19 protein-coding genes are annotated in these 19,384 nt (G+C 63.3%); 5 read left to right on the forward strand and 14 right to left on the reverse strand.

Annotated features, from left to right (window positions below):
- Positions 1–25: 25 nt before the first annotated feature.
- The 11 genes from PYR64_RS19610 to PYR64_RS19660 all read right to left on the reverse strand — a co-directional run bounded on the left by PYR64_RS19610 (position 26) and on the right by PYR64_RS19660 (position 12,301).
- Entirely contained in the window at positions 26–1,225 is a 1,200-nt protein-coding gene (locus tag PYR64_RS19610; RefSeq protein WP_275777140.1) for a PLP-dependent aminotransferase family protein, read from the reverse strand.
- Entirely contained in the window at positions 1,222–2,928 is a 1,707-nt protein-coding gene (locus PYR64_RS19615) for an ABC transporter ATP-binding protein (protein WP_275777142.1), read from the reverse strand. Before PYR64_RS19615 ends, PYR64_RS19610 begins: the two co-directional genes overlap by 4 nt.
- A gap of 1 nt (position 2,929) precedes the next feature.
- The gene (locus PYR64_RS19620) at positions 2,930–3,784 is read right to left on the reverse strand and encodes an ABC transporter permease (RefSeq protein WP_039239017.1); all 855 of its coding nucleotides are present in this window, start codon (positions 3,782–3,784) and stop codon (positions 2,930–2,932) included.
- Positions 3,781–4,734 carry an ABC transporter permease gene (locus PYR64_RS19625; protein ID WP_275777145.1) on the reverse strand — a complete coding sequence of 318 codons (954 nt, stop codon included), beginning with the start codon at positions 4,732–4,734 and terminating at the stop codon, positions 3,781–3,783. The genes PYR64_RS19620 and PYR64_RS19625 overlap by 4 nt, the downstream gene beginning before the upstream one ends.
- Positions 4,731–6,383 (reverse strand): ABC transporter substrate-binding protein, encoded by a 1,653-nt coding sequence (locus PYR64_RS19630; RefSeq protein WP_275777147.1) that lies wholly within the window; start codon positions 6,381–6,383, stop codon positions 4,731–4,733. Before PYR64_RS19630 ends, PYR64_RS19625 begins: the two co-directional genes overlap by 4 nt.
- A 60-nt stretch (positions 6,384–6,443) precedes the next feature.
- Positions 6,444–7,859: an FAD-linked oxidase C-terminal domain-containing protein gene (locus PYR64_RS19635; RefSeq protein ID WP_275777149.1), complete on the reverse strand. Its 1,416-nt coding sequence runs from the start codon at positions 7,857–7,859 to the stop codon at positions 6,444–6,446.
- A 261-nt stretch (positions 7,860–8,120) separates the two neighbouring features.
- Complete coding sequence (locus PYR64_RS19640; RefSeq protein WP_275777151.1) at positions 8,121–8,819, reverse strand: FadR/GntR family transcriptional regulator; 699 nt, start codon at positions 8,817–8,819, stop codon at positions 8,121–8,123.
- Between the two features lie 10 nt (positions 8,820–8,829).
- Positions 8,830–9,957 (reverse strand): mandelate racemase/muconate lactonizing enzyme family protein, encoded by a 1,128-nt coding sequence (locus PYR64_RS19645; RefSeq protein ID WP_039239022.1) that lies wholly within the window; start codon positions 9,955–9,957, stop codon positions 8,830–8,832.
- Positions 9,958–10,036: 79 nt separating this feature from the next.
- Positions 10,037–10,897 carry an EamA family transporter gene (locus tag PYR64_RS19650; protein ID WP_275780009.1) on the reverse strand — a complete coding sequence of 287 codons (861 nt, stop codon included), beginning with the start codon at positions 10,895–10,897 and terminating at the stop codon, positions 10,037–10,039.
- Between the two features lie 40 nt (positions 10,898–10,937).
- Positions 10,938–11,543, reverse strand: coding sequence for an XRE family transcriptional regulator (locus PYR64_RS19655; RefSeq protein WP_275777153.1), 606 nt, complete (start codon positions 11,541–11,543; stop codon positions 10,938–10,940).
- A 53-nt stretch (positions 11,544–11,596) separates the two neighbouring features.
- Complete coding sequence (locus tag PYR64_RS19660) at positions 11,597–12,301, reverse strand: TetR/AcrR family transcriptional regulator (protein ID WP_275777155.1); 705 nt, start codon at positions 12,299–12,301, stop codon at positions 11,597–11,599.
- A 107-nt stretch (positions 12,302–12,408) separates the two neighbouring features.
- Here PYR64_RS19660 and PYR64_RS19665 point away from each other — a divergent pair, with 107 nt between their 5' ends.
- The 3 genes from PYR64_RS19665 to PYR64_RS19675 all read left to right on the forward strand — a co-directional run bounded on the left by PYR64_RS19665 (position 12,409) and on the right by PYR64_RS19675 (position 16,260).
- Positions 12,409–13,782, forward strand: coding sequence for an NAD(P)/FAD-dependent oxidoreductase (locus tag PYR64_RS19665; protein ID WP_018778445.1), 1,374 nt, complete (start codon positions 12,409–12,411; stop codon positions 13,780–13,782).
- A gap of 85 nt (positions 13,783–13,867) precedes the next feature.
- Positions 13,868–14,734: a universal stress protein gene (locus PYR64_RS19670; RefSeq protein WP_018778444.1), complete on the forward strand. Its 867-nt coding sequence runs from the start codon at positions 13,868–13,870 to the stop codon at positions 14,732–14,734.
- Positions 14,735–14,757: 23 nt separating this feature from the next.
- The gene (locus PYR64_RS19675) at positions 14,758–16,260 is read left to right on the forward strand and encodes an APC family permease (protein ID WP_018778443.1); all 1,503 of its coding nucleotides are present in this window, start codon (positions 14,758–14,760) and stop codon (positions 16,258–16,260) included.
- 60 nt (positions 16,261–16,320) lie between these two features.
- On the opposite strand, the gene PYR64_RS19680 is transcribed toward PYR64_RS19675, so the two are convergent.
- Entirely contained in the window at positions 16,321–16,884 is a 564-nt protein-coding gene (locus PYR64_RS19680; RefSeq protein ID WP_275777158.1) for a hypothetical protein, read from the reverse strand.
- Between the two features lie 102 nt (positions 16,885–16,986).
- Between PYR64_RS19680 and PYR64_RS19685 the strand changes: the two genes are divergently transcribed.
- Positions 16,987–17,367 (forward strand): VOC family protein, encoded by a 381-nt coding sequence (locus tag PYR64_RS19685; RefSeq protein ID WP_079582030.1) that lies wholly within the window; start codon positions 16,987–16,989, stop codon positions 17,365–17,367.
- Positions 17,368–17,424: 57 nt separating this feature from the next.
- On the opposite strand, the gene PYR64_RS19690 is transcribed toward PYR64_RS19685, so the two are convergent.
- Positions 17,425–17,874, reverse strand: coding sequence for a DUF5997 family protein (locus PYR64_RS19690; RefSeq protein WP_275777160.1), 450 nt, complete (start codon positions 17,872–17,874; stop codon positions 17,425–17,427).
- 33 nt (positions 17,875–17,907) lie between these two features.
- Here PYR64_RS19690 and PYR64_RS19695 point away from each other — a divergent pair, with 33 nt between their 5' ends.
- Positions 17,908–18,633, forward strand: coding sequence for a LysR family transcriptional regulator substrate-binding protein (locus tag PYR64_RS19695; protein ID WP_039239037.1), 726 nt, complete (start codon positions 17,908–17,910; stop codon positions 18,631–18,633).
- Here PYR64_RS19695 and PYR64_RS19700 read toward each other — a convergent pair whose 3' ends face one another.
- Entirely contained in the window at positions 18,634–19,332 is a 699-nt protein-coding gene (locus PYR64_RS19700) for a GntR family transcriptional regulator (RefSeq protein WP_018778438.1), read from the reverse strand.
- Between the last annotated feature and the right edge of the window lie 52 nt (positions 19,333–19,384).

Below are 19,384 nucleotides of genomic sequence, written 5' to 3' on the forward strand. Positions count from 1 at the left end.
AGGACCGGGGCTCTTTTTTGTGGGTCTACGGAATTTGGCGCTTCAACGCGCGGGCCAGGCGCGCAGCTGCTTCCTCCAGCTTGGCCGCAGGGACATCTCCGTAGGCCAGGCGCAGATGCCGGTCGGCGTCCGTTCCGGGTCCTGAGGCGAAGAACGATCCCCGTTGGTACTCCACGCCCTCGGCGCTGGCGTCGGAGGCCAGCCGATCCGGGTCCACGGAGGAATCCGAGAGTTTGGGCCAGAGGAACAAGCCGCCCTCGGGAAGTATGGTCACGAAAGCGCCAGGGGCCTCCCGGTGCAGCGCGGCAACCAGGGTTTCGGCACGGTTCCGGTACAAGGCGCGGGCCCGGTCCAAGGTGGCATCGAAGATTCCGGGGTCCGAGGTTACCAATTCCCCGATGATGGCCTGGACCAGCGTGGAGCTGTGCGAATCCTGGCGGCTGCGCAACGCCACCAGATCGCGGGCCAAACGCTCAGGGGCCACAGTCCAACCCAGGCGCAACCCGGGACCGAGTGTCTTGGTGAACGTATTGATGTGAAGGACATGGTCCGAGTTATTGAACTCCTCCACACTCGCCGGCTCGCCAGCGAAACGAAGTTCCCGGTAGGGGTTGTCCGCCAGGATCACAAAGCCATAGTGTTCCGCCAGCCTGACGAGTTCCTTGCGGGCCTCCCCCGACAGTGTTCCTTGGGATGGGTTATGGAAATCCGGCACCGTATAAAGGGCGGACGGGCGGGCGCCGGCCCGGAGCTGGTCGGAGAGATGATCGACGTCGAGACCTTGCGGCCCCACAAAGACGGGCAGTGTTCCGGCATCAGACAACTGCAACCCGCGGAGGAACAAGGGGAAGATCGGGTTGTCCACCGCCACCAGGTCGCCACGTTCCACCACGGACTGGATTGCCAGGGAAAGGCCGTGGAAGCCTCCATTGGTGATCAGAATCCGATCCACGGGCACGCCTTCGCGTTCGGCGATCCACTCCCGGAGGGGCGAAATTCCCTCTGTTCGTGAGTACTGGAGTGCAGGGACCCCCGGCCGGGCCAGCACCCGTGCCGTGGCGGCGGTCAGTTCCTCCGTGGGGAGGACCCCCGGATCCGGAATGCCACCAAGGAGTTCGATGGCGTCGGCACGCCGGTCGCGGAGTGTCTGGTCGCCAAAGCCCTTGGGTGCGGTGAATGCCTCGATAAGCGCGGGCCGCCGGGCAGATATCAGGTTTACGGTCACGCTGTTGCCTTCGCTGGTTGTTTAAGGGCTGTCTGATCCTCGGCGGACACGGCCGCGAGTGGAATCGCCCCGAGCAGGGCGCGTGTGTATGGATGCCGGGGCCTGTGGAAGATCTCCTCCACAGGACCGTCCTCAACCACTTGACCTCGTCGAAGGACCGATACTGTATCGGCTACCTGCCTCACGAGAGCAAGATCGTGGGAGACGAACAAGTACGTCAGGCCGAGTTCGTGTTGCAGGGTGGTCAAGAGTTCGAGGATTCCCGCTTGAACGCTCACGTCCAGTGCCGACGTAGGTTCGTCCAGAACCACGACGTCGGGTCTCACCACCAGCGCGCGGGCGATCGCCACCCGTTGACGCTGGCCACCCGACAGGTGCGCGGGCCGTCTCGACGCCACATCGGACGGCAGCCCGACAGCCTCCAACGCTTCGCTCACACGATGGGTCCGCTCCGCCTTGGTTCCTACGCCGAACTGGTCAAGCGGTTCGCGGACGATCCGGCCAACCCGCCAGGTGGGATCAAGTGACGTAAAGGGGTTTTGGTAAACAAGCTGGAGGTGGCGGCGGATCTCGCGTACGTCGGCTCTGGACCGGCCCGACGTCGACTGACCGGCTACCGTAATGTCCCCACCGTCGGGCTGCTCAAGACCCAGCAGCAACCGGACAGCTGTCGTCTTGCCGGAACCGGATTCACCCACGAGCGCGTGCGTGCGTCCGCGCTCCACGGAGAAACTCACCCCATCGCAGGCAAGAACGTCCTTGCCGCCGACCGGGAAGCTCTTGGTTACGCCCCGTACATCAATCTGCAGTTGGGCGGTTGGTGAGGGGGCAGTGTCCGTGCGGAAGCCGCCGTCGTTCGCTTGCGTCAGCAAGGTGCGCTTGCGCCTGTACCTGTCCGGGTGCAAAGCGGGCACGTCGGCCTGCAGGCTTCGCGCGTATTCGGTCCTGGGCGAAGCGAATACGTCCCGCGAGGCCCCGCTTTCCTGAACGGCTCCGTCCTTCAGCACCACCAAGGAATCGGCACGCTCGGCCGCGATGGCGAGGTCGTGCGTGATCAGCAGCAGGCTGATGTCCAGCTCGCGGCGGAGATCGCTCAGCATGTCCAGGATCAGCTTCTGAACCGTCACGTCCAGGGCTGACGTGGGTTCGTCAGCCACAATCAGGGATGGTTGAGGCAACACTGTCAGGGCGATCAGCACGCGCTGGAGCATGCCGCCCGAGAGCTGGTGGGGGTAGGAGTCGTAAACCCGGGCCGGGTCCGGCAACCCCACCTGGTCAAGCACCTCCAGAATCTTCGCCCGGCGGACCGCCGGGTCGGTTTCACCGAGCAAGGCGGCAGCTTCGTGGGCCTGGGCGCCGATGGTCCGGACCGGATTCAGTGCGGACGCGGGATCCTGTGGGATGAAGCCCAACTCCCGGCCGCGCAGGGGACGGAACTGCTTCTCCGGCAACGCGAGAACATCACTGCCGTTGAGTTCCACCCGCCCGGTAGCAGTCGCTTCACCGTGTGGGAGCAGGCGGAGAATGGCTTTGGCGATGGTGGACTTGCCCGAGCCGGACTCGCCAATGAGCGCCAGGCTCCCGCCTTTGGCCAGCGAAAACGAGACGTCATGGACGACGGCGGTGGAACCGTAGGCGATCGACAAGCCCCGCACTGTTAATAGGTCTGCTGACACGTTGGTGTCTTTGGTCTTCAAGATCATGTCACTTGGCCTTTCGCAGCCAGCGGCTGATGCGGTTAACGGACAGGACGGTGCCCACGATCACCAGGGCCGGAGCGTAGACGAGCCAAGGGGCTGTCACGTAGGTCTTGCCGGAGGCGACCAGGAGGCCCCAGTCCGAGGCCGGGGGTGGATCGCCGTAGCCGAGGAACGCCAGCGAGGCGATGATCAGGATGGACGTCCCGAACTGAAGCACTGCCAGGACCAGCACCGACCTGTAAGCGTTGGGAAGGATGTGGCCGAGCAGCGCGTGGAGCCGGTTTCCGCCCTCCAGGTAGGAGGCTTCCACATACGTGGCGCTGCGGACACGCATCACTTCCGCACGCATCAGCCGGGCAAAGACCGCGACGGCGGACACTCCCGTGGCGATGGCCGCATTAATGGTTTGGAAACCCAGCGAGCTGACGATGACAACGGCCAGGAGGAAGCCCGGAATGGCCAGCAGGACATCCACGAAACGCCCCAAAACGGAGTCCAGCCAGCCGCCGCGGAATCCGCTGGCGAGGCCGATGAGGCTGCCGATCACGAGGCCGATCAGGACAGCGACCAAGGCGCTGGTAACTGACGATGCCGTGCCGTATACGACCCGTGCGAATTGATCCCGGCCGAGGTAGTCAGTGCCAAACCAATGCTGGGCGCTCGGCGCGGCCAGTTTGCTTGCCGTATCTCCGGTGACCGGGCTGTACGAAGTGAAGAGCCACGGGACAAGGGACCAGAGGATAACCAGGAGCACCACGGCAAATGACAGGATCACCGTGATGGGGGGCAGTCCTGCGGTGAGCCTCTTTGAGGCGGTGCCGACATTGCGTAGTTGCGGGTATCCAAGTGTGGCGGTCATGCAGCCACCTTCTCTCGAAGCTTGACGCGTGGATCGAGCAGCGGCGATGCGAGGTCGGCCACCAGGTTGACGGCCACGAACACCACGGCTGAAAGGGACACCACGGCTTGAAGGACGGGTTGGTCTTCTCCCGTCACGGCTTTCTGGACAACCGTGCCGATGCCGTCACGGCCGAAGATCGTTTCCGTAATAACGGATCCGCCAAGCAGCTCACCCACGATCAGCGCCACCATGGCTACGGACGGCAGAGCGGACGGTTTCACCAGGTGCTTGGCAAACAGCCTGGCCTCAGTCAGACCACGGGAACGGGCAACCAAGGCGTATTCCTGACGGGATTCATGGTCCAGGCTGGCAATCAGGACCTCGGCCAGCGGCGCGGAGACCGGAATGGCCAAAGTGATGGCTGCGAACAGCGTGGCCACAGGGCTGTTGGGATCCGTGGTGGTGAACGAATGGAGGCGGAAGGCAAAGAACTCGATCAGCACCAGCCCGATCACAAAGTTGGGTACTGACAGGAAGAACGACGGGATGGAGCGGACGATTGCGGCCCATTTGCCCGGCAGATACTGCGCGCCGTACGCGATCACCACGGCGAAAACGACGGCGATGACCAACGCGCTGGTGGCCAGGGTGAGCGTGGACGGCAAGGCGTCCCCCACAATCCGGGACACAGGCAGGTTGGACTGCAGCGAGAAGCCCAGTTCACCCGTCAGAAACCTCCCCAAGGAGAGGAGTAACTGCACAATCACGGGCTGATCCAGGCCATAGAAAGCCACGATCCGCTGAATGTCTTCCTCGCTCAGTCCGTGTTGCGGGTCCCGGAGCGTGTTGGTGATCGCATCGCCCGGGAGCACGCTGATCACCAGGAATGTCAGGACGTAAGCGAGGAGCACGATGACGACCGCCTGACCCGCCCGGGTCAGGGCAAAGCGCTTGTAATCGCTGGTCACTGTGAGATCCAGGCGGTGTAGAAGTTTGCGTAGGCAAGGCCGTTGTACTGGACATCCTTGATCTTCGGGCTGACCAGGTAGAGGCGTTGGACGAGCTGGTTAAGAGGGATGAAGTAGCCCTGCTCCAGGACGTACTGCTGGAGTTCGTCGGCGACCTTTTCGCGTGAAGCCCGGTCGGAGGCAGTGGCGATGGCCGTGGAGAGGTCGTTGAGCTTCTGATCACTGGTTCCGAGTCCGAACCAATCCTCGCCCTTGTTCTGGCTTGTCAGGACTCCGGCAACCGTTCCGACGTCGACGAAGCTGCGGGAGGTCTGGAACAGAGGGGGTTTGCTCGCCTGCACTGCCGCGTAGCCGGCTACGTCCACAACCTTGAGGTTGACCTTGATGCCCACCTTCTTGAGCTGCTGGGCAATGAGCTCGTCCTCGGCCTTGGTGGACGGGACATAGGGGTTGGGCGTGAGCGTGAACTCGAGGGTCTTCCCGTCTTTGCTGCGGTAATCGTCGGCGCCCTTGGTCCAACCTGCATCGTCAAGAATCTTGTTGGCTTTGTCGGCATCGAATTTGAACGAGTCACTGAACTCGCCTGCTTCCGGAACATTGCCCTGGATGAAGGTGGTGGCGGCGTTCCAGTCGCTGGTGTAGACGGTCTTGAGGATCTCGTTGCGGTCGATGCCATGCTGGATGGCCTGGCGGACGGCAATGTCATTGGTGGGGAAGGCCTGCGTGTTGACCTGGAACCCGTCCACGAAGCCCAGATAGCGCGGTGTGCCTACTGTGAACCCTTGGGCTTTCAGCGATTCGATTTCCTGCGGCTCAACATTGAAGGCAACATCGGCCTGGCCCGAAACAACCGTCGATGTCCGCACCGACGTGTCTTTGATGACCTTGTAGGTGATGGTGTCCAAACGGGCCGGGCCGGTGTGGCCCAGCGCGGCCGGACCCCAGTTGTAGTCCTTGCGCTTCTCCAGGACGTAGCTGTCACCCTGCTTCCAGGACTTCACGACGAACGGACCGCTGCCGATTTCCTGGCTGAGGTCGGCCTGGGCTTCCACCGGCAACGCCAAGGTCTTCGGTGAAAGCAGGATGCACCCGTGGTACGCGAGCGTGGCGATGAACCCCAGCGCGGGGGAGGAGAAGGACACCTTTACGGTAGCCGCGTCCGTGGCCTCGGCCGAGACGAAGTTGCTGGACGGGAACAGGCCTACTTTGCTGACGCCGCGGGTGGAATCGCCCTTGGCCCAGGCGTTGAGATTGGCCACAACAGCCGCTGCGTCCACCGGGGTCCCGTCCGAGAACGTCACGCCGCTCTTCAGGTGAATCACGAAGTCCTTGGCGCCATTGAGTTCTTCCCAACTCTCAGCAACCCACGGGCTCAGCTCACCCTTCTCGTTGACGTACACCAGCTTGTCCGTGATCTGGCCCCAGAGATTGCCCTCGTAACTGGAGATGGACGTCTTGCTGGAGACCCAGCCGGTGTCATAGCCCTGGATCAGGAAGGTGATGTTTCCGCCGTCCACCGGGGTTGTGGAGCCAGCGCCGGTGCTGGCAGTTGTGCCGCCGCAAGCGGTGACCAAGGCAGATGTGGACAGTGCGCCAAGGCCTGCGAGGAAGGCCCTTCGGCGGAATTCGGGGGTGCTGAAAGTGCTCATGGTGTTTCTCCTGGATGCGTTTGGGGGGATTGCGTTGGGGTGCTGCTGGAGGCAGTGCGCTTAGATGGCCTTGCCGGGATTGAGAAGCTGCCGGGGGTCGACAGCCTCCTTGATGGTCTGTTGCAACTCGCGGCTGCGTTCGGACAGTTCGAGGGCTGCCCATTCGCGCTTGATGGTTCCTACCCCGTGTTCGCCGGTGACCGTTCCGCCAAGCGAAAGCGCCACCCTCACGAGTTCAGTGGCAGCTTCCAGGAGGGAGGCCGGTGGGTTCGGGCCGTCGTCGGGCGTCTTGTCCTTGGTGATCAAAGGGTGCAGGTTTCCGTCGCCCGCGTGCGACACGGCCGAGATATCCACCCCGAAACGCGCTTCCAGAGCCGGGAACGCGGCGTAAACCCTGGGGAGCTGGGACTTGGGCACGGCGATGTCCTCGCCGATGTACCACTTGTCCAGCGGGAGTCCGCGGCCGCTGCGGCGCAGTTCCCAGAGCCGTACACCGTCGTCGTCCGACTCCACGGTGACACGGCCACCTACGGCGCTGAGTGCCACTGCGAGGTCCGCGGCTTGGTCGCCGATGCCGTAGCCGTCGATTTCGATGAGGATCAGTGCGTCACCGCGGTCCCGTAGGCGGGTTCCGGAGTGCGAGTCGATGTTGGCGAGACTTGGCGTATCAAAGAACTCGATCGCGGCCGGGCGCACTGGAGACAAGGTGATCGCAGACAGTCCCGCGGTCCCCTCGGCGGTGCTGTTGAAGAACGCGCTGATCGTCTTGCGGGCAACCGGGATGGGGCGAAGGCGAACCGTGGCCCTCGTGACGATGCCGAGAATGCCTTCCGAGCCGACAAACAATGACGTCAGGTCCAGTCCGGTGACGCCCTTGATGGAGCGGTGGCCCACGGTGATCAGGCTGCCGTCTGCGAGGACGACGTCGAGCGACAGGATGGATTCCCGGGTCACCCCGTACTTGGCGCAGCGGAGTCCGCCCGCGTTTGTGGCGATATTCCCGCCAATTGAGGAAATGTCGAAACTTGCCGGATCAGGTGCATAGAAAAGTCCAAAGGGTTCTAGATGCTTGTTCAATTCGGCATTGATGACACCGGGTTCGACAACAGCCACCTCGTCCAGCGGGGAAACTTCGATGATGGCGGTCAGCTTTTCCGTCGAAATGACCACCTGGTCCTGTTGTGCGCTGGCACCACCCGACAAACCCGTCCCTGCCCCGCGGGGAACAACGGTCACGCCGAGTTCCGCTGCGAGCCTCACGGCCGTTTGAACTTCGGCTGCTGACGTGGGAAGAACGACGGCGGGACCCGGGTTTCCGGTTGCGGCTCCCGTCTTGGCGGTGGCAGCGTCATGGCTGTAGCGGGAGGTAGCAGGGCCTGGAGCCAGGACTTCGATCCCTTCCACCCGACGCGTGAGCTCCCGGACGTAGCTTTGGATTGTTGTGAGGGCGGGGGAGTTGATCTGCTCTGTTGTCATGCCGGTGTCTCTCTGTCCGGGTGCATGACAAGGCATTCCTGCGTGAAGCACCCAAAGGCTTTTGATGGATTTCCCGGTCATAAATTGACGGGCTCTTCAAAAGTTAGCGGGACTCGGAATTTGCGCGCCAGTTTCTTGAAATGTCAATCAACAGTTCTCAATGGGGCGTCGTGGGGATTCCCATTTCGTTAAACGGGTACCCTGAAAGACGAATTGTGTCGCAGTAAAAAGCGCCGCGACGTCATATGTCCCCACGCACGGTCAGCTGCGGGCGGAACCTGCCAGCCGGCGTCGTGAGTTGCTGAGGTGAAGGCGCATGGCTGCCGCGGCAGCCACGGGATCGCCGTCCGCGATTGCTGCGTAGATGGAGGAATGCTCGTGGACTACTTGATCGAAGCGTTCGCGGGTTTCCCGGTCATCCCCGCCGACGAGGCGTGGGCGGGGCATGGTGATCATGGTCTGGCCGAGGGCGGCGATGCAGTCTGTATAAAAGGGATTCCCTGAAGCCGCAGCCACAGCACGATGGAACTCGAAATCAGCTTTCATGGCGTGCGCCGGATGCGAAACGTTCGCAGTGAATTGTTCCAAGGCACCGTGGACGGCCTTGAGTTGTCGTTCGCTGTGGTTCCGGGCAGCAAGGGCAGCTGCCTCTGCTTCGACGCCGATCCGGAAGTCGAGCATCTGCAGCCGTTCTTCCATGCTGGACACAGGCCGGGTTCCCGGTGCCTGGGTCGGGCCTTCGGCGGGCGGAGTCAGGGCAAAGCTGCCCCGCCCACGTTCGGTTTCCACAAGGCCTTCGGCCTGCAGCCGCGTCAATGCGGAGCGGACCACGGTTCGGCTCACCCCGAATTCGCTGATGAGGGTGTTCTCGCTGGGGAGCTTCTCGCCCGGTTGGATGACGCCGTCGACAATGCGGTTGCGGAGGTCGGCGGCGAGATCCGCAGTCAGGTTTCGGCTCATGCGTTCCAGATTACGCGCCGAACTCCACGGTTTCGGTGGTCCACGCACGGGCCTGTTCGCTCAAGGTGACGCCGAGCCCGGGACGGTCCGGGACGATCATGCGACCGTTCTTCGTCTCCAGCCGTTCCTCGAACAGAGGGTCCAGCCAATCGAAGTGTTCCACCCACGGCTCGCGCGGGTACGCGGCGGCCAGGTGGAGGTGGATCTCCATGGCAAAGTGCGGTGCCAGGCCCAGGCCTCTTTCATCGGCCAGTGCCGCCAGGCGCAGGAACTGGGTAATGCCTCCGACGCGCGGCGCGTCCGGCTGGATGATGTCGCAGCCGTTGGCGTTGATGAGGCCCTTGTGCTCGGCGACAGAGGCAAGCATCTCACCGGTGGCGATAGGCGTGTCCAGGAGCTGTGCGAGGTGGGCGTGGCCCTCGAAGTCATAGGCATCGAGTGGTTCTTCGATCCAGATGAGGTTGAATTCCTCCAGTTGGCGGCCCATCCGCAGCGCCGTTGCCCGGTCCCACTGTTGGTTCGCGTCGACCATGAGAGGAACGTCCCAGCCAATGTGTTCGCGGACTCCCGCCACGCGGCGGAGGTCTTCTTTGGAGTCGGGCAGGCCCACCTTGATCTTGATGCCGCCGATGCCGTCGTCGATTGACTGCGTGGCGCGTTCCTTGACCTCTGCCAGGGTGGCGTTGAGGAAGCCGCCGGAGGTGTTGTAGGTCTGGACGGAATCACGGTAGGACCCCAGCAGCTTGGCCAGCGGGAGTCCGGCGCGCTTGGCTTTGAGGTCGTAGAGGGCAATGTCTATCGCGGCGAGAGCCTGCGTCGCCACGCCTGACCTTCCCACCGAGGCGCCGGCCCAGAGGAGCTTGGTGTAGATCTTGCCGATGTCGTTGGGGTCCTCGCCAATGATGCCCTCCGCGACCTCCTTGGCGTGGGCGTACTGGGCCGGCCCGCCGGCGCGCTTGGAGTAGCTGAAACCGAGGCCGCTGTGTCCCTGCTCCGTGGTGATCTCGGCGAAGAGGAACACTACTTCCGTCATCGGCTTCTGCCTGCCGGTGAAGACCTTGGCGTCGCTGATGGGAACGCTGAGCGGCAGTCGCGCCGTGGACAGTTTGACGTGGCGGATGAGGTCTACGGTACTCACTGGGTCTCCTAAGGGGCGGGGCATCCTTGCCTGCTACTTAAGATACAAGCTGAGTACTTGTATTACAAGACTTGTTTCATCACGACCCTGCTGGCGATGCCGGAGCATCCGTTGTCAGCACGGGTTTGGGTGTGCGCTTGCCTCCTTGCTGTGCGGCTGTCCCGGCAATGACCACCAGGGCTATCCCTGCCACCTGCATGAGTGTCGGCTGCTGGGCGAGGACAAGCAGCCCGATGAGGACGCCGAATGCGGGTTCGATCGAAAGCAGCGTTCCAAAGGCCGTGTGGGTCATGCGCCGCAGCGCCAGCATTTCGAGGCCGAACGCGATCACCGGCGTTATGAGGGCAATCCCGGCCGCCAGGGGCAGCACCCACCAGTCGAGTGACCCGCCCAGTACCTGCGGCAACCCGACCGGCATGGTGGCAAGAGCGGCAATCGGGATGGTGAGTGACAAGCCGCTGATGCCGGAGAACCGGTCTCCCACATGTTGGGTGAGCACGTTGTACAGGCCCCAGCAGGCACCCGCAGCCACAGCGAATCCCACGCCGGCAAGGTCGATGACGCCATGCCATGGCTCAGTCAGCAGCACCACGCCGATGAAGGCGAGGAGCGGCCAGACCAACGCCTTCCGGCGTTTGTTCATGATCCCGGCCACCGTGAGGGGGCCGAGGAATTCAATCGCGACGGCGGTGCCCAGCGGGATGCGCTCGACGGCGGCGAGGAAGAAGGTGGTCATGAAACCTGTCACGACCCCCAGGGCGATCAAAGCCGGCAGGTCGCGGCGGCGCAGCGAGCGGATGGCCGGACGGCTGATTACCCAGAGAAAGACCACTCCAAAGCACATCCGAAGCCATGCCGTCCCTGCTGGGCCGACCTGGCCGATAACGGTGACCGACATGGCGTTGGAGAGCTGGATGGCCATCATTGCTGCGACGGCCATCGACCAGGGGGGAGCGGCGGTGAGGGTTCGGGTCAAGGTTTTACGCACTGGGGCTTTCCGTCCGATGTCCGGCTCCAACGCCCGGTTCAAAAACGGCGAGGGAGAATCGGGCAGTTGTCCCGCCGTGGTTTGCATAGGAGTGGGCAACATCGCTGCGGAAGGTCAGGGCATCGCCGTTGTTCAGTTCGTAGCTCCCGGCCTCGACGTTCACCGTGATGGCGCCCTCCTGCACCTGGAGCAATTCACGCGTGCCGGAGCTGTGGGCTTCGCTCTCGTGGAGCTCTCCGGGAGCCAGGGACCAGTCCCACAGTTCAACAACGTCGGGAGATTCGGTACCGGCAACCAGCTCGCCCTTGCCGCCCAGGGGGCCGGTCCACAGTACGGCGCCTTCGCCCTTGCGGGTAAGTTTGGCCGAACGCAGCGTGGGCGGCTCCACCAATGCAGGCAAGCCAACACCAAGGGCATCGCTGAGCCGCAGGAGGGTTCCGATGCTGGGATTTACGCCGCCTTGTTCGACGCTCACCAGCATTCTGCGGCTAACGCCGGCCATGGAGGCAAGCTGGTCGAGGGTCCACTCCCTGCCTTTGCGTTCCTGTTTCACCCGCAGGCCAATTGCGCGCGCCAAGGCCTCTGCACTGTCATCCATAAGTGCAGCATAATGCACTATCTTGGCATTAAGAAGCTCGGATTCTCGGGGGCCTAGTTCCGCAGAGCCCCAAAGCCCGTAATCAAAGCCTCCAAGCCCAAGCTGAAGGCAATGTCAGTGGGACGCGCATGCTGTTCCAAGGCCAACCGGTCCACGGCGGCCGTGAAGTTGGGGACCTGATCGGCGAGCGTGCCGGCGTCGAAGATGTCCCCAGGTGCGGTGACGTCGTAAGCGGCCCCGAAGACAAAGGCCTCGATAGCCACAATCGCGGAGATGATTTTCTCCTCCGGGAAGCCTGCGTCGCGGAAGCCGGCCGTCACGGCCTCGTACATGGCCAGGGTCTTGGGAGCATTGGCGACAGGCAGGACGGCGATGATCGGAATAAGCGGCGTGTGCTCGGAGAACACATCCCTGTAGGACCACGCCCACTTGCGAACGGCCTCTTCCCAGGGCTCAATCCCGAACGCCGACACATCAACCATCGCGGCCAAGTGGTCCTCGAGCAGGACGAGCACGTCGTCCTTGGAGGACACGTGGTTGTACAAGGCGGAGGGGGCTACTCCCAGTGTGCGGGCCAACGCCGCCATGGTGAGTCCGTCGTAACCCTTGCTGCTGATCAGCTTGAGCGCCGCCGTCGTGATGCCGTCCTGGTCCAGAACCGCCGCCGTTGGTCGGCCGGCGCGGCGCCGGGAAGTGGCGGATGGGGCTGGGGTGGGTTCGGGCATCGGGAGCCTTTCTGCTGCCTGTGTCCCCAGCATTATTCCATCGGCTCTTCACAGCCGCGCACTCAGCCGCTACTATGGAGATAAATGAATGCCATTCATTTATTGGTCAGCCACCAACGGACGGCCACGGAGAGGACATCATGCAGAATCTTGATCGCGACGTTGTGATCGTCGGTGCCGGGCCGTCAGGGCTGACGGCGGCACGTGAACTGAAGAAGGCCGGGCTCAGCGTCGCAGTGCTCGAAGCACGCGACCGCGTGGGCGGCCGCACCTGGACCGACACCATCGACGGCGCCATGCTGGAGATCGGCGGCCAGTGGGTTTCGCCGGACCAGACGGCCCTCATGGACCTGCTGGACGAGCTCGGCCTGAAAATGTACCCGCGCTACCGCGATGGCGAATCCGTCTACATCGGCGCAGACGGCAAGCGCACGCAGTACACCGGTGACACCTTCCCGGTCAACGAAACCACCAAGGCCGAGATGGACAAGCTCGTCGCCATCCTGGACGAACTCGCAGCAGAGATCGGCCCCACCGAGCCTTGGGCACACCCCAAGGCACGCGAGCTGGACACCATCTCCTTCCACCACTGGCTCCGCCGGAACTCCACCGATGAAGAAGCCTGCAACAACATCGGCCTCTTCATCGCCGGCGGCATGCTCACCAAGCCCGCGCACGCCTTCTCGGCATTGCAGGCAGTCCTGATGGCCGCCTCTGCCGGTTCGTTCACGCACCTCACGGACGAAGACTTCATCCTGGACAAGCGCGTCATCGGCGGCATGCAGCAGGTTTCACTGCTCCAGGCAGCAGAACTGGGTGCCGATGTCGTCCTTAACAGCCCGGTGCGCACCATCAAGTGGGACGACAACGGCGTGACCGTTGTTTCCGAGCAGGCCACCGTCAACGCCCGTTACGTGATCATGGCCGTTCCGCCGAACCTGTACTCACGCGTTTCCTTCGACCCGCCGCTCCCGCGCCGCCAGCACCAGATGCACCAGCACCAGTCGCTGGGCCTGGTCATCAAGGTCCACGCTGTGTACGACACGCCGTTCTGGCGTGAAGACGGACTGTCCGGCACGGGCTTCAGCGCCGGTGCGCTGGTGCAGGAGGTTTACGACAACACCAACTACGGCGACACCCGCGGAACCCTGGTTGGCTTTGTGTCCGACGAGAAGGCCGACGCCGTGTTCGAGCTCAGCGCCGAAGACCGCAAGAAGGCCATCCTGGAGTCCATCGCCGGATTCCTGGGCGACAAGGCCCTCACCCCCGAGGTTTACTACGAGTCCGACTGGGGCTCCGAAGAGTGGACCCGTGGCGCATACGCTTCCAGCTACGACCTCGGAGGCCTGCACCGCTACGGCAAGGACCAGCACGCGAACGTCGGCCCGATCTACTGGTCCTCGTCCGACCTCGCCGCCGAAGGCTACCAGCACGTTGACGGCGCAGTCCGCATGGGCCAGGCAACCGCCGCGCGAATCGTCGAAGCCAACAAACTGGCATCAGTGACTGTCTGATCGCTGTGAAACCACACCGGCAGGCCGGGGGAGCACCATTTCCCGGCCTGCCGGCTGCACTGTTTAAGAACTGAAAGGGATCACCATGCGCTACGTAGTTGGTTACACCGCCAACGCAAGGGGGCACGACGCCGTCCACCTTGCCGTCGCCTTGGCCCGGAACCAGGATGTCAGCCTGGACCTGGTCCTGGTGATCCCGGAGGACTCCCCGTTCAACGCCGTGTACCCACCCGAAGCCGGCTACGACGACATCCTCAACCAGCAAGCCCAGCGCTGGCTGGATGAGGGTCTCGCCCTGGTCCCGGACGACATCACAGCGCGCGGACACATCCGCCGCGGCGATTCCGAGGCCCAGGCACTGATTGACGCAGCCGTCGAGATGGACGCGGCGGCATTGGTCATCGGCGCCACGAACGGCGGCTTGTTCAAGCGGTTCACCATTGGTTCCGTGGCGGGTTCACTGCTTCATTCGTCGCCGGTCCCGGTGGCGCTGGCACCCCACGGCTACCAGCGGACAGATGCCATCACCCGGCTCAGCTGTGGTTTCGGGACGCGTCCCGGCGCAGACGAACTGCTCGACGTCGCTGTCGAGTCCGCGCGCGACCGTCAACTCCCGCTTCGGCTCGTTTCCCTGTTGGCGCTCGACGGCGGTAACTCGCTGACGCTGGCAGACGCCGCCTGGATGCACGCCGCCGACCGGCTTGCCGCCGTCGGAAGTTCAACCCCGGACGCACCGCTGCCTGAGCCCGAAATCGTCGTGGCGCAGGGCCGGACCATAGAAGAAGCCGTGGACCGGCTCGACTGGGAAGACGGCGAAATCCTGCTGATCGGCTCCAGCCGCCTCGCCCAGCACCGTGCCACGTTCCTTGGCAGCACCGCCAACCGGATCCTGCGCGCCCTTCCCGTTCCCATGATCGTGGTTCCCCGCGATTACACGCGCCAAAGCTCCTAGCAATCGCCTGAGAGGCAATACCCATGTCTACTGCACCAAAGACGGTCCAGTCGAAAGAATCAACCCTGAGTGAAAAGGGACTGAAAGCCGGATCGGTGGGCCTGATTGGCGCCGTCGTGATCGGTGTTTCCTGCATTGCTCCCGCGTACACGCTGACCGCGGCCCTGGGGCCCACCGTGTCTGAGGTGGGCGTGCACCTGCCGGCCATCTTCCTTGTGGGCTTCATCCCCATGCTGCTGGTGGCGCTCGGCTACCGCGAACTAAACAACGCAATGCCCGACGCCGGCACCTCCTTCACGTGGGCGACGCGGGCGTTTGGTCCGTGGATCGGATGGATGGGCGGCTGGGGACTGATCGCAGCCACCATCATTGTGCTGTCCAATCTGGCGGCCGTTGCCGTGGACTTCTTCTACCTGATGCTCGGGCAGATCTTCAGCAACCCGGAGCTGGGCGAGCTCAGCAAAATCCTGCCGCTGAACATTGCCACCACACTGGTTTTCATTGCGCTGGCTTGTTGGATTTCGTACCGCGGCATGGAAACCACCAAAGGCGTCCAGTACGTGCTGGTGGCCTTCCAGTTGCTGGTCCTGGGATGGTTCGCGGTCTCGGCGTTCGTGCATGTAGCCAACGGAACGGCCTTCGATGCCACTGCCATTTCGCCTGACTGGTTCAACCCGTTCGCCGTCGATTCGTTCTCGTCATTCGCTGCAGGTGTCTCGCTCTCGATCTTCATTTACTGGGGCTGGGACGTCACTCTGACCATGAATGAGGAGACGAAGAATCCGGAAAAGACGCCCGGCCGTGCGGCAACCATCACCGTGCTGGTCATCGTGATCATCTACATGACCGTCGCACTGGCCACCTTGTCCTTCGCGGGCGTCGGCGAGACCGGCCTGGGCGCCGGCAACCCGGAGAACCAGTCCAGCATCTTCGCGGTTCTGGCGGGTCCGGTGATGGGTCCGTTCGCGATCCTCATGTCCTTGGCCATCCTGAGCAGTTCCGCCGCGTCCTTGCAGTCGACCTTCGTTTCACCGGCCCGCACCATGCTGGCCATGGGCCACTACCGCGCCATTTCGCCCCGCTTTGGGCGGATCAGCCCCACGTTCAAGTCGCCGAGCTTTGCCACCATCGCCGCGGCCATCGCGGCAGCCGCGTTCTATGTGATCACCCGGACTGTGTCCGAGAATGCCCTGTGGGACACCATCACCGCCCTGGGCATGATGATCTGCTTCTATTACGGCATTACAGCTCTGGCCTGTGTTTGGTTCTTCCGCGCTTCAGCCTTCAGCGGTGTCCGGGCATTCTTCTTCAAGTTCCTGGCACCGTTGCTGGGCGGGGTGATCCTGCTGGTGATGTTCGTGAAGACGGCCATGGACTCGATGGATCCCGCGTATGGCTCGGGCTCGTCCGTAGGCGGGGTAGGCCTGGTGTTTGTGCTGGGGATGGGTGTGATCCTGCTGGGCGTTGTGGTGATGCTGGTGATGTATCGGCTGCGGCCCGGGTTCTTCAAGGGCAAGGTCCTCTAGTTTCCTCCCGTCGAGTTGGCTCCTAATGACAATGTTGCCCGCCGGGATTGTCACTAAGTGTCACCTCGGTGAAGGGATTGCGGACGTCGGTACACCTGCTGCCCGCTCCGCTGCCGCAAGGGCCACGGCCAGGCGCTCGACGGCGGCGCGATAGTCGGTGCCGGCAGTCACCCGGCAGTACTCGGCTTCCCGCATGGCCCTGGTGAGTGCCGCCGTTTCCGCAGTCCGAACGTCCGTCATGGCCGGAAAATCGATGGCCTGCGCGGGGTCCAGTTCGTAGCGGCGCCACTGGGCAAGGATGTGGGCATGGAGGGCGGCATCGTCAGCAAACCCGGCACGACGGCGGGGCTCGGCGGCGTGGATGCGCTCCACTTTGCGGGCGCCGGCGAAGGTGGTCGCAGCGGTTGCAAAGCACACGAAAACCATGATGACCCCGGCTGGCGGCCACTGCACTGACGGCACCAAAACAGCGGGCATTATGACCACGAGCCCGGCGAACACGTCCCAAAAAAGCCCGTCCGGCTCCGAGCCACGTCCATGCGTGAGTTTCTTATGCAAGACGTACGTGGTTGCCGCAGTTGCAAGAACCAGGGCAACGCCCCACAGGAGCATCATGGCGGGCATCGGACACCTCCAGGCGACTTCGCTGCTATTGATTCAGTATGCGCCAGCGCGTGAGTGGACGCGAGGGGTCATCTGTCGTACCCCCGGCGTAGCCTTGGCACCATGAGACTGAAAATGTGCAGCATCCACGTCAAGGACCCGGCAGCAGCTCACACGTTCTACACGGAGACGCTGGGGTTTGAGACCCTGATGGCCATGCCCGAGTACAACCTCTTCATTATCAAGAATCCCGGAGCGGACAACAATGCAACCGGGCTGCTGCTGGAACCCAGCGACAACCCGATCGGCGCGAACTACATGAACGCCGTCTACGAAGCCGGGATGCCCGCTGTTGTCCTGGGCGTTCCGGATGTCCAGGCCGAGTACCAACGCCTGCTGGCTGCAGGCGTGACTTTCAAGGGCGAGCCGGCCGAGGATCCGTCAGGAATCAGCGCAGTTTTCGACGACGGTTGCGGCAACTTCGTCCAGCTCCACCAGGACTAGCGCTTAAAAGAGGTGCGGCCGGAGACCACCGGTCCCCGGCCGCACCTTTCAGAAAACTTACGCGTGGTCGCGCTTGGACGTCTTGGGAGCGTCGCGCTTTGCGGCGGCGTTGTCCCGGGCTTCCCTGGTGGCGGCCTTCCTGGCAGCCTCTTCCTTCACACGCTGTGCCTCGGAGCGGACAGCGGCGTGGGTGGCGCGCTCGGTGACCAGCCACTGCGGGGGAGCCTGCAGCAGCTCGGTGATTTCCGCCGTCGTGAGTGCATCTTCAACGCCGCCGCGGGCCAGGCCGCTGATGGAGACGTTGAGTTTCTGAGCCACGACGGGACGCGGGTGCGGGCCGTTGCGGCGGAGTTCGGCGAGCCACTCCGGCGGGTTTGCCTGAAGTTCGGCGAATTCCTCGCGGGTGATGGACGAATCCTGGAATTCCTGGGGTGTCGCGGGCAGGTAGATGCCGAGTTTCTTGGCGACTGTTGCCGGCTTCATGGACTGGGAGTTCGAGGACGTCATGCTTCAAGGGTATCTGGCCGGTACTGTGAGTGTGTGCCAGATGCTGAAGATTCCGCCGAAACCTCCGAGTCCCAACCCGGGCTTCGCTTCGCCTACGTGGCGGGCGTTACCCCCGGCAAGTGGATCCGCCGGTGGGAAGAACGGATGCCGGATGTCGCGCTGCACGCGTTCATGTCCGACGACGACGCGCAGCTTTCGGTGCTGCGTGACGGTTCCGCGGACCTCAGCTTTGTCAGGTTGCCCGTGGACCGCGAAGGCCTGAACGTCATCCCTTTGTATGAAGAGCAGCCGGTGGTCGTGGCGCCCAAAGGCCACGAAATCTCGGTGTTCGAGGAAGTGGCGCTGGATGACCTGGCGGAGGAGAACTTCCTTGACGTAGGGGAAATGGGTGGCCCGGACATGGCCCTCCAAGTGGTGGCTTCCGGAGCCGGACTGGTGATCATGCCCATGTCGGTCGCCAGGCATTTGAACGCCAAGGACACTGTCATGCGGCGTTTGACGGGTGCGCCCGGAACGCAGATCGGCCTGGCGTGGCCGGTGGGAACGGATTCGCCGGTGATCGAGGAATTCATTGGAATCGTGCGGGGCAGGACGGCCCAGAGCTCGCGCCAACCATCCGCCCAACAGGAAAAGCCCAAGAAAGCACCCAAGCCTGATCGTCGTGGCGGGGGCCCCAAAAAGCCTGCCGTCGCACAGCGCTACGCTCCCAATCCTGACAAGGGCCGGGGCAAGGGTTCGCGCAAGAAGGGCAAGCGCTGACTACTCGCCGTGGATGGCAGCCTGCTGCTGTTCCGAACGGTTGAGATAGGCCAGGAGCAGGTCGCCCGCACGTTCCAGTTCGCCGGCCTCCAGTGCAGCGCAGATCTGCTCGTTTTCCGCGAGCCAGTCACTGTAGAAATGTGCGTTCATGGTGGCCTTGTGGAAATAGAGCCGCATCTCGGCCAGGATCTGGGCCATGATCGTGTTCAGCCGGTTGCTTTCCGCGAGGGCAACGATCGCTCCATGGAAATGCTGGTTGGCGCTGCCCAGACCTTCATTGTCATTGGCGGCCGCAGCCAGCTTTCCCTCTTCGACGGCGGCCCTGACGGCGGCGACGCGCTCCGGTGAGCCGCCTGCGCGAATGGAACTGACCTCGATGGCACGGCGCACGGTGTAGACATCGTGGATGTCACCGGCTTCAAGGGTGGCCACATATACGCCCCTGTTTGGCTGCCGGATGAGCAGTCTCTCGCCGGCGAGTTCGGCAAACGCTTCGCGCACGGTGTTCCTGGAGACTCCCAGATCTTCTGCGATGGTGGCTTCAGTGAGTTTGGCGCCCGGAACAAGGAAGCCTTCGGCCAGTTGATAGCGCAGTTCCTCTGCGACCCGCTCAGCCACGGACGGCACCCTGAGGCGCATCCTGGCGCGCGCGCCGTCGAAGCCAGCATGTTCGCTTGATTCCTGATCTGCACTGGCCATGACTCCAAAATTACACGATTGCCGAAAATTCGGATCGCTGGATTGTTGAACA

It is taken from the genome of Paenarthrobacter sp. Y-19 (assembly GCF_029223985.1).
Lineage (GTDB): Bacteria > Actinomycetota > Actinomycetes > Actinomycetales > Micrococcaceae > Arthrobacter > Arthrobacter nicotinovorans.

Excerpts from the sequence above, each read along its gene's own strand:
- PYR64_RS19615 (WP_275777142.1), bottom strand. The coding sequence starts at position 2,928 with ATGATCTTGAAGACCAAAGACACCAACGTGTCAGCAGACCTATTAACA.
- PYR64_RS19620 (WP_039239017.1), bottom strand. The coding sequence starts at position 3,784 with ATGACCGCCACACTTGGATACCCGCAACTACGCAATGTCGGCACCGCC.
- PYR64_RS19630 (WP_275777147.1), bottom strand. The coding sequence starts at position 6,383 with ATGAGCACTTTCAGCACCCCCGAATTCCGCCGAAGGGCCTTCCTCGCA.
- PYR64_RS19635 (WP_275777149.1), bottom strand. The coding sequence starts at position 7,859 with ATGACAACAGAGCAGATCAACTCCCCCGCCCTCACAACAATCCAAAGC.
- PYR64_RS19640 (WP_275777151.1), bottom strand. The coding sequence starts at position 8,819 with ATGAGCCGAAACCTGACTGCGGATCTCGCCGCCGACCTCCGCAACCGC.
- PYR64_RS19650 (WP_275780009.1), bottom strand. The coding sequence starts at position 10,897 with ATGGCCGTCGCAGCAATGATGGCCATCCAGCTCTCCAACGCCATGTCG.
- PYR64_RS19655 (WP_275777153.1), bottom strand. The coding sequence starts at position 11,543 with ATGGATGACAGTGCAGAGGCCTTGGCGCGCGCAATTGGCCTGCGGGTG.
- PYR64_RS19660 (WP_275777155.1), bottom strand. The coding sequence starts at position 12,301 with ATGCTGGGGACACAGGCAGCAGAAAGGCTCCCGATGCCCGAACCCACC.
- PYR64_RS19665 (WP_018778445.1), top strand. The coding sequence starts at position 12,409 with ATGCAGAATCTTGATCGCGACGTTGTGATCGTCGGTGCCGGGCCGTCA.
- PYR64_RS19670 (WP_018778444.1), top strand. The coding sequence starts at position 13,868 with ATGCGCTACGTAGTTGGTTACACCGCCAACGCAAGGGGGCACGACGCC.
- PYR64_RS19675 (WP_018778443.1), top strand. The coding sequence starts at position 14,758 with ATGTCTACTGCACCAAAGACGGTCCAGTCGAAAGAATCAACCCTGAGT.
- PYR64_RS19680 (WP_275777158.1), bottom strand. The coding sequence starts at position 16,884 with ATGCCCGCCATGATGCTCCTGTGGGGCGTTGCCCTGGTTCTTGCAACT.
- PYR64_RS19685 (WP_079582030.1), top strand. The coding sequence starts at position 16,987 with ATGAGACTGAAAATGTGCAGCATCCACGTCAAGGACCCGGCAGCAGCT.
- PYR64_RS19690 (WP_275777160.1), bottom strand. The coding sequence starts at position 17,874 with ATGACGTCCTCGAACTCCCAGTCCATGAAGCCGGCAACAGTCGCCAAG.
- PYR64_RS19700 (WP_018778438.1), bottom strand. The coding sequence starts at position 19,332 with ATGGCCAGTGCAGATCAGGAATCAAGCGAACATGCTGGCTTCGACGGC.